The organism is Terrisporobacter hibernicus (genome assembly GCF_020809405.1).
In the GTDB taxonomy this organism is placed as follows: domain Bacteria; phylum Bacillota; class Clostridia; order Peptostreptococcales; family Peptostreptococcaceae; genus Terrisporobacter; species Terrisporobacter petrolearius.
On sequence record NZ_CP081135.1, the window covers coordinates 747,657 to 761,669 of the forward strand.

Sequence of the window (14,013 nt, forward strand, 5' to 3'; positions counted from 1 at the left end):
TTTATTTCTCCTTTTGCTGTTCCTTAACTATTAATATATCAACTCTTCTATTTATTGTTCGATTTTTTGCAGAGTTATTCTTTACTAAGGGCTTGTATTCACCATATCCTTTAACTGAAAATCTTGTTGGATCTAATTTTTTGTCTGAAACAAAATACTTTACAACACTTACTGCTCTTGCAGTTGATAATTCCCAGTTAGATTGAAACTCTTTGTTAAACATAGGAATATCATCTGTATTTCCTTCAATTAGTACATCATTTGGTAGATCCTTAACGATTTTTGTAACCATATTTAATACATTTTGACTTTTCTTCATCAAATCTGCTTTACCAGGATCAAATAATATTGTTTCATCTAGTTGAAGCACTACCCCTCTATCTTCATCTCTAACTTTAATAACATCAGTAAAGGAATTTGCTTCAATTGTTTCATTTACCTTTTTTACTAGATCTTCTTGTATTTGCTCTGAAGTTTTTTCATTATTAGTAGCTATTTCTTTAATATCTGATAGTTCTTCTACTTTAACATCACCTCTTAAAGACCTTTGCAATGCATTTGATAATTCGTTTAGTTTTTTAGCATCAACAGATGACATTGAATATAGAAGTATAAAAAATGTAAGAAGGAGTGTTATTGTATCTGCATAGGTATCTAACCACGCGTTAGGATTAATATCATCACCTTTTTTTTTCTTACGCGACATCTCCATCTACCTCACTATCGTCAACATCTCTTTTAAAGTAATTTTTCTTTTCTGAATCACTTAAATATGTTAATAATTTTTCTTCGATAATTCTTGAACTTTCACCATTTTGAATACTTCCTATTCCACAAATTATCATTTCCATAAGCTGAACTTCTTTTTCACACTTAGTTTGTATATTGTATCCTATTGGGTTAAGTATTGTATTTGCAAGTATTGTACCGTAAAAAGTTGTTATTAATGCCTTTGCCATTCCTGATGAAATAGCAGCTGCATCGTTAAGTCCTCCTGCAAGCATTTGTATAAGACCAATTAAAGTACCAACCATTCCCATTGCTGGTGCAAAGGATCCCCATAATTTATACACTTTAGAACTATTTTCATATTTACTTTCAAATATATTAATCTGGTTTTCTAGTATTTCTTCTATACTTTCCATATCAATACCATCAATTACAAGCTCTAATCCGTTTTTCATAAATTCATTTTCTATTTCTTCAACATTATCTTCGATTGATAGTAGTCCATCTTTTCTAACTTTTCTAGATAGTTCCTTAAATTGACTAACTAAATCTACCTTATTAGTTCTGTTTATTTGCATAGCTACTTTCATTGACCCTGGAATCTGTTTTAGATCGTCTAACGAGAATGTAATTAATACTGCAGCAAATGAACCCCCTACTGTTATAACAAAGGATGGCATATCTATAAATGCCCCCACCCCTGCTTTATCTTGTGCTATTCCAAAGAATAGAACAGCTAATACAAATAAAAAACCAATAGGAGTTAATATGTCTGACTTTTTCATGTCTTACCTCCTCTGTTTTCTATCTTTTTAGATTAATAATTTCTTGTAATAACTCATCACTAGTAGTTATTACCTTACTGGCTGCCTGAAAGGCTCTTGTTGTTACTATCATTTCTGTAAACTCTTCTGATAAGTCAACATTTGACATTTCTATAGCACCTTGTTTTATATTTCCGTAAGCTGCATTTAAAATAGGATCTCCCGAGTTAGCTGATACACCATAAAGGTTACTACTTAATGCTTCAAGACCCTCTGGATTTTGAAATACTGCTATTCCTAGTTTCTGAGCACCAGTTCCTCCTTGTGGATATTTGCTACCATCTGCCAAAAGATATGATACCTCTCCCTCACTTGATATATTATAAGATAATACTTTTTGACCATTTTGTTCTTTAGGTATTTGAATAGGTTTTTTATCAGTTCCAACTACTTTATATCCATCAGCTGTAACTAAATTACCTTCTTTATCAATATTAAAAGATCCATCTCTAGTATATGCATATTGATTTTGACCAATTTGAACAGTAAAGTATCCATCTCCGTCAATACCTAAATCAGAACTTCTACCAGTTGTTTGTATATTTCCTTGTACAGTGTTTTTAAACATACCACTTACTTTTGTTCCTATACCTACTTGTCCTGGACTTACTCCACCAACTATAGTCCCTGGAGAACTTGCATATATTGAAGTTTGATATAGTGCATCACTAAATCTAACATTACTTTTCTTAAATGCTGTTGTTCCTACATTTGCAACATTATTACCAACTACATCCATCTTAGTTTGGTTTGCCTTCATACCACTTATTCCTGAATACATCGATCTTAACATTAAAATTATTCCCCCTTGTTATCTTCTTCTATATTTGTATTATTACCCTTTACTTTAGTAAGAGCTCCATATTCAACTTCTACCAATTTGCCACTTTCTGAATCTCTTATATTCATATATACAACTCCATCTTTTATATGAACACTTTCAACTTTTCCTGACATTGTCTTTGTAGTATCATATCCGTCTTCTTTAGGGACATATACTTCAACATCTTTCCCTATTAATGCTGATGCCGAGCCCATTGCTGAATTTACTAAAAGACCATTTGTCATCCCTATTAAATACTCCATATTATCATTAAGAGACATAGTTTGCTCTAGCATATTAAATTGTGCTAATTGTGTTACATATTGAGTTGGATCTTGAGTATTAAATGGATCTTGGTTTGTCATCTGAGCTACTAACAATTTTAGAAATAAATCTTTATCTGTGTTATCACCTGCGTCAAAAACCTTTGTTCCTTTTTCAGTTACTGCGCTATTTTTATTTATACCTGCTATATCACTCATTTACTACTCCCTTAAATTAAAATATTTACATTATCTTCCATTGTCACTTCTTCAATTTCTTCAGTGGATTCATCTACAAAACTGATATTTTTCTTTCGCTCCTGTTGATTTCTTTGGTTATTTCTCTCAAACTCTTGATTTAAGTTTGAAGAGAAACTATTTTGAGTATTGCCTTTCATTTCAACTGAAATTTCTTTTACATTAATATTTAGATCTTTTAGATGTTTTGCTATCTCACTTTGGTTTTCATTAATTAAATTAAAAACATCACTTTTGCTAATTACAATGGCAACACTAGCTTCCTCATGATTATTAATAAGTTTAATAGTCATATCACCTAGCTCTCTTGGACTTATTTTAATAGTTATTTCTTCTTGCCCACTAGCTTTTAAATATTTAACAGTTTTAATGATGTCTTCTCCAATATACTCTTGTCTAATTATTGGAGCTTCTTGTCGCGAAATAGCGTTTATAGAATTTGCCTCTTTATTAATTACTTGATTATTATTTATAATAAAATTGCTATCATTATCCCCATTTAAAATATTCTCTAAGGTGTTTAATTCTTTATCTTTATCTTTATCCTTTTCTTCATCTAACTCATTATTTCTAATCAAGTTAAGTTTATCTGTTGTATTACTAGTTTCCAGTTGACTAAATTTTTCACTATTAACGGTTTTGTCATTAATTCTATTTTGACTATTTTCTATTTCAACATCACTTAATTTATTTATATCAGGCATTTCACTATCATTTTCTATTTTATTATTAGACATAATACTATCTAATTTTTTTAATACTTCAATTTCTTTATCATTTAACTCAATTCCAATAGTTTCATTGTTTACTATTTCAAACTTATTCTTTAAATCTTTTAACACTTCTACTTCTTTACTACTTAGTAAGTTCGTGTTAATCTCATTACTATTTGATATTATATTAAGTTCTGTTTCATTGACGTTACTACAAATATTATTTGAACTTTCCACCTTATCTAAGTCAATATTAACTTTATCTACATGTTGTAAGCTTTCTTCATTATTAAATAATTTCAGATTATTTAATAAATTCAAAATCAAGTTATAGTCTATATCCTCCGATTTATCACCATCTTCAAATATTCCTTCTAATACGTTATCAAATATTCCTTGTTCTGTTTCCCCTGAGACATTTTCTCCATTTCCTTGGAAATACTTGATAATATCTGCTACAGTTGTTGATAAACTCAAATTAAATTCCATATTTACCACCTTTTTGTGAAACATTTACATTCTTTCTTATATATGCATAGAGAGCAAACTCGTCATTTGTGATTTGTTCTATTCTTTCTTCCTCTTTTTTTACTCTCTCCATTTCTTTTTCTTTAAGAATTTCTAATGATTTTCTTTTTATCTGTTTTTGTATTAGGTCATTTTGAGCTTCAATGACTTTCTTTTCTTCCTCTTTAAGTTTCTCATCTGTCAACTTTATAGACTGTGTAAGAGTGGATAAATAGTTTATTGTAACCTTTTGTGAGATTACATCATTAGCCCTAGTAATATCTGAATATTTTTTATAATTTTCTTCAAGTCTTTCTAAATTTTTTTCTACTATTCTTTTTTCATTTTGAGCCTGAGTGTATATTAACTTACTTTCATCTTCCTCTTTTATATTTATGTCTAGTAATTTTTCTAGTTTGAACTTAAATTTTTTCAACTACTTTACTCTCCTTTAGGAAAACATATTTATCAATGAATTTTTACTATCTTCGAATAATGTGTTTTCATTTACATTTTGTTTTAAAAAATCATTGACAGAATCAATATATTCAATTGCCATATCAATATTTTTATTAGACCCTTCTTTATATGCTCCAATATTAATTAAGTCTTCTGCATCTTTATAAGTTGCAAGTATATCTCTTGCATAAGATGCAGCCTGATTATGCTTATCATCCGATATTTCTTTCATAAGTCTGCTTACACTATTTAATATATCTATGGCTGGATAATGATTCTTATGGGCCAATGTTCTTGATAAAACTATATGTCCATCTAATATCCCTCTTACTGTATCCGCAATAGGTTCATTTAGATCATCACCATCTACCAAAACTGTGTAAAAGGCTGTTATGGATCCCTTTTCTGAAGTCCCTGTTCTCTCCATCAATTTTGGTAACATAGCAAATACTGAAGGGGTATATCCCTTTTGAGCTGGTGGTTCTCCTATAGCTAGCCCCACTTCTCTTTGTGCCATTGCAAACCTAGTAACAGAATCCATCATAAGTATTACTTTTTTCCCTTTGTCTCTGAAATATTCTGCAATGGCAGTTGCAGTTAAAGCTCCTTTTAGTCTAACTAAAGGTGATTTATCAGAAGTAGCACAAACTACTACTGATTTCTTCATCCCTTCTTCTCCTAAATCTCTTTCTATAAAATCGAGAACTTCTCTCCCTCTTTCTCCAACAAGAGCAATTACATTTACATCTGCCTCTGCTGTTCTTGCTATCATTCCTAAAGTTGTACTTTTCCCTACTCCACTTCCAGCAAATATTCCTATACGTTGACCTTCCCCACAAGTTAAAAAACCATCAATAGCTCTTATTCCCGTAGGCATTATATTTGTTATTCTCGGTCGCTTCATAGGATCTGGCGGTTCATTAAGCAAGCTGTACCTTTCACCTGATATTATTGTCTCTTCATCTATAGGATTACCTAACCCATCCAGGACTTTCCCTAAAAGGTCATCACTACATCTTACACTTAACGGTATTCCTTGAGCTACAACCCTACACCCTGGACCTATTCCTGCTAACTCGCCAAGGGGCATTAATATTACATCCCCATCCTTAAATCCAACAACTTCACAGTTAATTGGCTCGTTCTTATTGTTATAAACGTGGCACAATTCACCTACAAAGCATTTAACTCCTTCAACTTCTAGAGTAAGCCCTATGATTTTTTTTACTTTTCCCTCACATATTACTGAAGGAATATCTTTAATTTTTTTTATAAGTTTTTCAAACTCTATATTAATCATAGTAATTCCTCTTTTATTTTTTCTATTACTCCATCAATTCCAACTATTAAGCTGCCATTAACGTTATCTATTATTGCATTTCCAACTTGGATTGACTCGTCTCCTAGAACAAATACGTCTCCATTTAGCTTATAAGATTCTTTTAATGCTAGTACTTGTTTATCCAAGCTTTCTTTATATGTAGGATTGACTTTTATAACAAAATTTTCTTTAAGTTCATATTCTTCTATAACATTTCCTATTAACTTATCCATTGCCGAAACATCTTCAAATTTTTCTCTTAACACTTGCTCTGCTATACTAATGCTCATATTTAAGATTTTATTTCTATTTTCTTTCATATAGTTTGATATTTCTTGATTAGATTGAATTAAAATGTTATTAGCATTATCAATTATTTTATTGGCTTCTTCTTTGGCTTTTTCAACATACTCTTCATATACTTCTTTATAGCCATCTTCATATCCATTTTTTAGTCCTTGTTTATGTCCTTCTTCATATGCTTTTTTTTCTATATTAGAAACTTCTTCTTTGCATTGTTCTATAATTATTTCTGCCTCTGATTGAGCATTTTTGATAATTTGCTCCCTCTGCTCTTTTGCTTCTTTTAATTTTAACTCAACTTCTTCTTTGATTTGTGCCATTTCATTTTCTCTTTTCATATCAAATTCATCACTTGCAATTTCAAAGTTAGATATATTTGAGTTAACTTTTATTTTTCTTTTACCAAGTATTTCTACTTCCTCTGCTTTAATAATATTACACAATAAATTCATCATCTGAGCCTCTAGTTAAATTTATTTCTCCCATATCTTCAAGGCGTCTTATAGTATTGACTATATTTTGTTGCGCTTCTTCTACTTGAGATATTTTTACCTTTCCTAATAAATCAATCTCTTCTCTAAGAGCTTGTGATGCTCTATGAGATTGATTTTTGAATATAGTTTCTGAAACATCTTTAGATGCACCTTTAAGAGCAAAGGCAATATCTTTAACATTAATTTCTTTAAGAATTCTTTGAATTGCAATATTTTCAAGTCTAACAATATCTTCAAATATGAACATGTTCGATTTAATTTCTTCTGCTAATTCATCATTTCTATCTTCTATATACTTGATAATACTTTTTTCTGTTTTCCTATCAACATTTCCAAGTATATTTACAAGGCTATCAACTCCACCACTACTTTCTATCTCCCTTTGACCTAAATTAGCTAGTTTCTTTTCAACCGCTTTATCTATGGCTTTTATAACATTTGGAGAAATAGAAGAAGCTGAACCTATCTTTAAAGATACTTCATTCTTAACTTTTTCAGGAAGCTCAGCTAGTATTACAGCTGCTTTATCAGGTTGAATATGTGTTAAAATCACAGCTATGGTTTGAGTACTTTCTCCTTGTATACAAGCTAAAATTTGTTCTGGTTCAGCTTTTCTTGCACCCATAAACAATTTTGTATATGCATCATATTTGATTCCTTCAAGCAGCTTTCCAGCTCTTTGGCTACCTAATGCTCCGTGAAGTAATGATGTAGCACTTTCTATACCACCTTCCATTACATATTCTTTTCCTTTGTTTAGCTCAATAAATTCTTGTAATATTTCTCTTCTTTCTCTTGCGTTGATGGTATTAATATTTGCTATTTCTACCCCTATTTTTTGTATCTTCTTATCTGATAAATTTTTCAATACTTCCGTTGAAGCTTCTGGACCTAAAGTCATCAATAATATTGCTGCTTTTCTTGCCCCTGTTACACGCCTTACTTTTGGTATATTACCTAAATCGAAGGCATTTTCTGATTTATTAATTTCTGTATTCAAAATATACTCACCCTTTTATACATTTAACCAACTATTTATTAAATCTGTAACCCTATCAGGATTTTCTGAAGCGTATTTTCTCACTTCTTCTTCTAATGTAATACTTTCTTCTTCGTCATCTTCATTATCTGATTTTGAAGAACCTTCCATTTCTTCTATTTTTCTATTAATTAGTTCTATTTCATCTACATCATCATAATTTTCATATTCTTCTTCTTTTTTCTTTTTAGCTCTGTTTATTACGATGAAGGCAACTACGCCTGCTAAGGCTACTGCTAATAATACAAATCCTAATAATTTCATATTATCACTTATACCACTTTCTTTAGATGCTTCGTCGGCATTAGCTCCAAAGTCCATTGCTACGACTTTCACATCGTCTCCTCTTTTTTCATCCATACCTATGGTATTTGCTACCATATCATTAACATTTGTTATTTGTGCATCTGTTAATATTCCATCTATTGCAACAGATGCTGTTATTTTATTTAACTCCCCTTGAGCTTTTGTAGTTTTTGTTTCTTTTTTACCTGTATCATACTCAATGCTCTCATCTTTACTTGATGTAGTTCCATCATTAGCACCTGATACGTTATTCATATTATTGTCTACTGATCCACCTGTATTTCCTTGTTCTGTAGTTTTATTTTCACTTCTACTTTCCTTCATGACTACTGTCTTAGGACTTATTGAAGTCTCAGTTATCTCTTTGTTATCAAAGTTTAAGTCTGCATTTACTGTAGCCTTAACCTTTCCTGCTCCAAATATAGGCTCTAGTAAGCTAACAATTGATTTTTCAAGATTTCTACTTAGTTCTTTTTCTGATTTTAGTGCCACATCTATTCCATTTGAATTTGAAGCATTACCTTTATCATCAAATAAACCATCTGATAATAAATTCATGTTCTGATCTACTACTTCTACATTTTGTTTCGGAATATTCGTGCTACTTGCCGAAACTAATGACATAATGGATTTTATTTGAGATGGTTCTAAAGATTGACCTGCCTTTAAAGTTATTGCTACAGCAGCGCTACCAGGAGTTCCTTCATCTGAAAATACAGATTCTTGACCTTGGGTTATGTTAACTCTAGCATCCTCAACTTGTTGGAAAGTTTTTATAGTCTTTTCTATTTCTCCTTGAACCATTCTTTGTTTCTTAATACTAAATTCTTCATCTGTAAGACCAAACGAAGATGTTTCATCCATCAATTCAAATCCTTTTGAACCATTTGAAATACCACCTGATAACTCAAGCCTCAACTTATCTACCTGTTCCTTTGGTACATAAATACTATCGCCTTCAACCTTCATCTCTACCCCTTGATTTTCAAGTTCTTTAGTAATTGATATTGCATCTTCTGATGTTAGTCCTGAAAACAAGAGTTGATATTTACTATCATTTATATACTTAACTCCAAATGCTAAAGCCAATATAACAGCTACAACACCTACTACAATTGCTATTTTCTTTTCTTTTTTAAGTTCTTTAAATTGTTCCTTTTTCTTTTGAAAAGTATCTTTTACTTTACTTATAATTCCTTTAAATTCCATGTATTTGCTCCTTATTTATAGGCTACAGTTGCACTCCGCTTAATTCTTTGTAGGCCTCAAATAATTTATTTCTTGTTTCTAACATAAGTTGCATTGATATTTGGGATTCCTGCATTGATAACATCACATCATGCATAGAAACATCTTCTCCCTTTATAAGAGCTTCTACCATATTATTTGCTTCTACCTGAGTTCCATTAACTTTATTAATAGCTTGCGATATAACATCACCAAATTTAATTTTTGAGTCATCAATTGGTTGTTCCTTGTTTAAATTTTTATTCGTATAATTGTTGTCTATTATATTCGAAAACATATCAGAATTTATATTTATACTCTCTATCCCCTGCATCTAATCCCCCCTTATTTTCCAATTTCTAAAGCTTTTGAAATCATACTTTTTTGTGCATTTAATGTATCTATATTTGACTCATATGATCTTGATGCTGATATTAAATCAGTCATTTCTACTAGTAAATCAACATTTGGGTATTCTACATACCCTTCTTCATCTGCGTCAGGATGACTTGGCTCATACACTCTATTCATAGGCGAATTATCATTTTGTATTGATGCGGTCTTTACTCCAAGCATTCCTAGTTTTTCGTCGTAATTTTCTTCAAATGTAGCAATTTTACGTTTATAGGCATCTCCATCTTCAGTTCTTGTTGTCTTAACATTTGCTATATTAGAAGATATAACATCCATCCTCATACGCTCTGCGGATAAACCACTGGCACTGATTCTCATCCCACTAAAAACACTCATTTATTTACCTCCCCGAAATTATACTTTTGGTCATTGCAATTTTCGTATTAGTTAAACTTACTAAGGCATTATATTGTAGAGTCGAGGCAGCTTGATTTACTTTTTCATTTTCTAGGTCAACATTATTTCCATCTTCCCTCATAGATGCATTTTTCTCTGTTTTTACTTCAATTTTGGCATCTTCTAATTTATCTGTTAGCGTATCTTCAAAATCAACATATTTTCTTTCATAGCCTACAGTATTTATGTTTGCAATGTTATTTGCGATTACCTTACTTCTCAACTCTGTCGCATCTAATCCCATTTTCATCAAACTGTATATTTCCATATATACCTCCCTAATTTCATAATTTGAACAACTACCTTAATATCGTTTTCAACTTATCCACCTTAATATTTCTCATACATTTTTAAATTTCAAATGTAAATTAAATTAAATTCATAATTATATTTATGCACCCCCATGTAATTTTATTTTTACATAAATATGAATTTTTGACATTTTTTTCTATTGCCTCTTCTATTATACACCTTTTTTTGTTATTCGTTTTTAAAAAAATATATTTTTTCGACTTTTTTACAACTTTTATATTTACTTTTTTTTACATTTTAATTATTTTTTCATTATTTATTTAATTTTTTAAAATTTTCTAAAAAAATATTTATTTAAATTTTTCAAAAATAATCAGTATTCTGTATATTAGTTCAAATAATAAAAAAACTATCCCAATAATAAGGATAGTCACCATCGAAAATATTATAAAATCTCCTTAAAGTATACAAAAAATTCATAAAAACACTCATATAAATAATTAAGGGATAATTATAATAACAAAGAATGTAAATTCTTAGGCAACTGGCTGGCATAGCAAATTATATTATTTAAATAATTAATTTTACCGTAGCCCCTTTAGCTTTGCGTCTTTGGATTTCTCCAAATTTGCCAATATATTACTTTTATGTATAAAGTATCATATTTTCTAACTTTTTTCAATAAAACCCACAAATAAAATGGAAATATATACTATTTTTTCAAAAATCAAAGTTAAATTATGACATTATAAAAAAATTATAATTTGCAATTAAATTATATTTGTTTTATATTATAATATCTACAACAATTCCTATATTTAAATCACCACTTATACTTATAAAATCTAGTGGATTTAATATTATATTTTCATCTAAATTTGTTTCTATCTTTTTTTCTTCTAAATTCAATTCGTTCTTACTTTTATCTACTAAGCATTCAAGATTCATTAATTTTGATTTGTACTGTTCAAGTTTATTTTTAATATCATTTATTTTGTTTAAAGCTGTACCTATAGCATCTATTATATCCTGTGACTCTTTTAGTTCTGTTACCTCAGTTATACATTCACTATTTAAATCATCTACTTCTTTTTTTATTTTATTTATTTTAACTTTAACTTTCTCTTTCTCTTCTTCTTGTTTAGCTCTTCTTATAGAGCTAAGGTAGTATGATTTTATTTGATTTAGTGACTCTTCCATATTTTCTACTTTTTGCTGCTTGATTTGAATTTCTGATACTTTATCTTGAATATGTCTTTTATCTCTATTTAATATGCTAGCTTTATTTTTTAGGTTGTTATACATGTCATTATTGCTTGTTTTTGATTCTTTTCTTAGAACTTTAGTAGACTTTATTTCATCATTGTGTGCTTTTATAGTTTTATTGATTTTATTATCAATATCTAGCTCTTGAATTTCTCTTTTATCATGTGTTTTTAAATATGCCTTCTCCCCTATTATAATCATAGTTTTTCCTCACTTTTATAAACATTTATTAATTCATGCACTTATTTTTCCATAATTTCCCTATAATTATAGTACGGTATCTTTTTCATAAACTTTATGATTTATATACATTTTACAAATAGTTTAAGCATTTAATAATGATTATTTATAACTTGTAACTATATACTTTTGTTTAAATTTTATTAGTTAAACTCATATATTTATATTTACTATTTATTTGAATTCCACCAAATCTCATTTTGCAAATACCATTCTATTGTTTCTATTATTCCATTTTCAAAGGTATATCTAGGCTTCCATCCTAATTCATCTTTTAATTTGCTAGAATCTATTGCATATCTTAAGTCATGTCCCGCCCTATCTTTCACATATATAATAAGTTCTTCAGATTTACCTAATGTTTTTAATATACACTTTAAAACTTCCAGATTTGTTTTTTCACTATTACCGCCAATATTGTATACTTCTCCTATTTTACCTTTATGCAAAATTAAATCTATGGCTTCACAATGATCATTTACATGTAACCAATCTCTTATATTATCCCCACTTCCATATAAAGGCACTTTTTCATTATTTAAAGCTTTTGTAATACTTAAGGGAATAAGTTTTTCGCAGTTTTGATATGGTCCATAATTATTAGAGCATCTAGAAATCGTTGTATGCATATTATATGTCTTATTATATGAATTCACTATAAAATCCGCTGATGCCTTAGACGCAGAATAAGGAGAACTTGGATTTAAAGGTGTATTTTCTGTAAATAGCAATTCCTTTTTATCTAATGGCAATTGACCGTAAACTTCGTCAGTAGATACTTGATGATATCTTTTTACCCCATGTATTCTGCATGCTTCTAATAAAACTTGAGTGCCTACTATATTTGTTTGCATAAATACACTTGGATTGCTTATGGATTTATCTACGTGGGATTCTGCAGCAAAATTTATAACCATTTCAAAATTTTCTTTTTCAAATAATCTTAGTATAAATTCTCTGTCACTTATGTCTCCTTTTATAAATTTATAATTTTTTTTGCATTCTAAATCTTTTAAACTATTAAGATTGCCCGCATAAGTCAACAAATCTAAATTAACTATATTATAATCTTCATATTTATTTATCATATATCTAATAAAATTACTACCTATAAAACCTGCTCCACCTGTTATTAAAATTTTTTTCATTTTAACTCCTTTTATACTTTTATAATTCTTTGTTGTTTAATATAAATCATAGTTTTATTTTTATTTCTATAACATCCTAGTCATAAAAATACTAAACTTATTATATAAAATAACAAGTTTAGTATTTTTAATATTTTATTAAGTCAACTAAATATTGACCATATTCAGTTTTCATTAGTGGCTTTGCTAAATCTAACAATTGTCTATTATCTATGTATCCTTTTCTAAACGAAATCTCTTCTATACAAGATATGTATAGCCCCTGCCTAGTTTGTATTGCTTCTACAAAATTAGATGCTTCTAATAAGCCTCTATGCGTACCCGTATCAAACCACGCAGTTCCTCTTCCTAATATCATAACATTCAGTTTATTTCTTTTTAAATACTCTTCGTTTATAGATGTTATTTCTAACTCTCCTCTTTGTGAAGGCAATATATTTTTTGATATTTCTATTACATCATTGTCAAAAAAATACAACCCCGGGACAGCATAATTAGACTTTGGTGATTCCGGCTTTTCAACTATAGATAATACGTTATAATTTTCATCAAATTCTACAACTCCAAAATCCGTAGGATTATTTACATGATAACCAAATATGGTCGCCCCTTTACTTTGTGCTGCTTTTTGTAAAACTCCACTAAGCCCTGCTCCATAAAATATATTATCCCCTAGTACTAATGCTACTTTGTCAAAGCCTATAAATTCCTCTGCAATTATAAATGCTTCTGCAATTCCCTTTGGCTTTTGCTGAACTTTATATTCAATACTTATTCCCAAATGACTTCCATCTCCAAATACACCTTTAAATAAATCTATATCTTTTGGTGTTGAAATGATTAATATATCTTTTATTCCAGCTAACATTAATACTGATAATGGATAATATATCATTGGTTTATCATACACTGGCAATAGCTGTTTTGATATTGCCTTTGTCAAAGGATACAATCTAGTTCCTGATCCTCCCGCCAATATAATTCCTTTCATGTTTTTTCTCCTGTTTAATCTCATTTTATTATATTTTCTT

The 14,013-nt window shown here is 29.4% G+C and carries 16 protein-coding genes and 1 riboswitch; all 16 genes read right to left on the bottom strand.

What is annotated here, in order from left to right; genetic code table 11:
• Position 1: 1 nt before the first annotated feature.
• Positions 2–706 carry a flagellar motor protein MotB gene (locus tag JW646_RS03620; RefSeq protein WP_074918564.1) on the bottom strand — a complete coding sequence of 235 codons (705 nt, stop codon included), beginning with the start codon at positions 704–706 and terminating at the stop codon, positions 2–4.
• On the bottom strand, positions 696–1,514 hold the full coding sequence (locus tag JW646_RS03625) for a motility protein A (protein ID WP_074918566.1): 819 nt from the start codon (positions 1,512–1,514) through the stop codon (positions 696–698). The genes JW646_RS03620 and JW646_RS03625 overlap by 11 nt, the downstream gene beginning before the upstream one ends.
• A gap of 19 nt (positions 1,515–1,533) precedes the next feature.
• A complete protein-coding gene (locus JW646_RS03630; RefSeq protein ID WP_074918568.1) occupies positions 1,534–2,346 on the bottom strand; it encodes a flagellar hook-basal body protein in 813 nt (270 codons plus the stop codon).
• Between the two features lie 5 nt (positions 2,347–2,351).
• Positions 2,352–2,858, bottom strand: a complete 507-nt coding sequence (locus JW646_RS03635; protein ID WP_074918570.1) for a flagellar hook assembly protein FlgD — start codon at positions 2,856–2,858, stop codon at positions 2,352–2,354.
• Between the two features lie 11 nt (positions 2,859–2,869).
• Positions 2,870–4,099: a flagellar hook-length control protein FliK gene (locus JW646_RS03640; protein WP_228416635.1), complete on the bottom strand. Its 1,230-nt coding sequence runs from the start codon at positions 4,097–4,099 to the stop codon at positions 2,870–2,872.
• Entirely contained in the window at positions 4,089–4,553 is a 465-nt protein-coding gene (gene fliJ, locus JW646_RS03645; protein ID WP_074918575.1) for a flagellar export protein FliJ, read from the bottom strand. The genes JW646_RS03640 and fliJ overlap by 11 nt, the downstream gene beginning before the upstream one ends.
• A gap of 15 nt (positions 4,554–4,568) precedes the next feature.
• Positions 4,569–5,876, bottom strand: coding sequence for a flagellar protein export ATPase FliI (gene fliI / locus JW646_RS03650; RefSeq protein WP_074918577.1), 1,308 nt, complete (start codon positions 5,874–5,876; stop codon positions 4,569–4,571).
• Entirely contained in the window at positions 5,873–6,655 is a 783-nt protein-coding gene (locus JW646_RS03655; protein WP_228416636.1) for a flagellar assembly protein FliH, read from the bottom strand. The genes fliI and JW646_RS03655 overlap by 4 nt, the downstream gene beginning before the upstream one ends.
• A complete protein-coding gene (gene fliG, locus JW646_RS03660; protein ID WP_083399354.1) occupies positions 6,636–7,694 on the bottom strand; it encodes a flagellar motor switch protein FliG in 1,059 nt (352 codons plus the stop codon). The genes JW646_RS03655 and fliG overlap by 20 nt, the downstream gene beginning before the upstream one ends.
• A gap of 15 nt (positions 7,695–7,709) precedes the next feature.
• Complete coding sequence (fliF, locus tag JW646_RS03665; protein ID WP_228416637.1) at positions 7,710–9,248, bottom strand: flagellar basal-body MS-ring/collar protein FliF; 1,539 nt, start codon at positions 9,246–9,248, stop codon at positions 7,710–7,712.
• Positions 9,249–9,270: 22 nt separating this feature from the next.
• Positions 9,271–9,600 (bottom strand): flagellar hook-basal body complex protein FliE, encoded by a 330-nt coding sequence (fliE, locus tag JW646_RS03670; protein WP_148557962.1) that lies wholly within the window; start codon positions 9,598–9,600, stop codon positions 9,271–9,273.
• Between the two features lie 11 nt (positions 9,601–9,611).
• Entirely contained in the window at positions 9,612–10,016 is a 405-nt protein-coding gene (gene flgC / locus JW646_RS03675) for a flagellar basal body rod protein FlgC (protein ID WP_074918585.1), read from the bottom strand.
• A gap of 4 nt (positions 10,017–10,020) precedes the next feature.
• Complete coding sequence (locus tag JW646_RS03680) at positions 10,021–10,344, bottom strand: flagellar basal body protein (RefSeq protein ID WP_074918587.1); 324 nt, start codon at positions 10,342–10,344, stop codon at positions 10,021–10,023.
• Between the two features lie 520 nt (positions 10,345–10,864).
• Positions 10,865–10,971: riboswitch (cyclic di-GMP riboswitch) on the bottom strand.
• A 143-nt stretch (positions 10,972–11,114) separates the two neighbouring features.
• Positions 11,115–11,795 carry a hypothetical protein gene (locus JW646_RS03685; protein ID WP_074918589.1) on the bottom strand — a complete coding sequence of 227 codons (681 nt, stop codon included), beginning with the start codon at positions 11,793–11,795 and terminating at the stop codon, positions 11,115–11,117.
• A gap of 209 nt (positions 11,796–12,004) precedes the next feature.
• Positions 12,005–12,982, bottom strand: coding sequence for a dTDP-glucose 4,6-dehydratase (rfbB, locus tag JW646_RS03690; RefSeq protein WP_228416638.1), 978 nt, complete (start codon positions 12,980–12,982; stop codon positions 12,005–12,007).
• Between the two features lie 127 nt (positions 12,983–13,109).
• Positions 13,110–13,973 carry a glucose-1-phosphate thymidylyltransferase RfbA gene (gene rfbA, locus JW646_RS03695; protein WP_228416639.1) on the bottom strand — a complete coding sequence of 288 codons (864 nt, stop codon included), beginning with the start codon at positions 13,971–13,973 and terminating at the stop codon, positions 13,110–13,112.
• Positions 13,974–14,013: the final 40 nt, after the last annotated feature.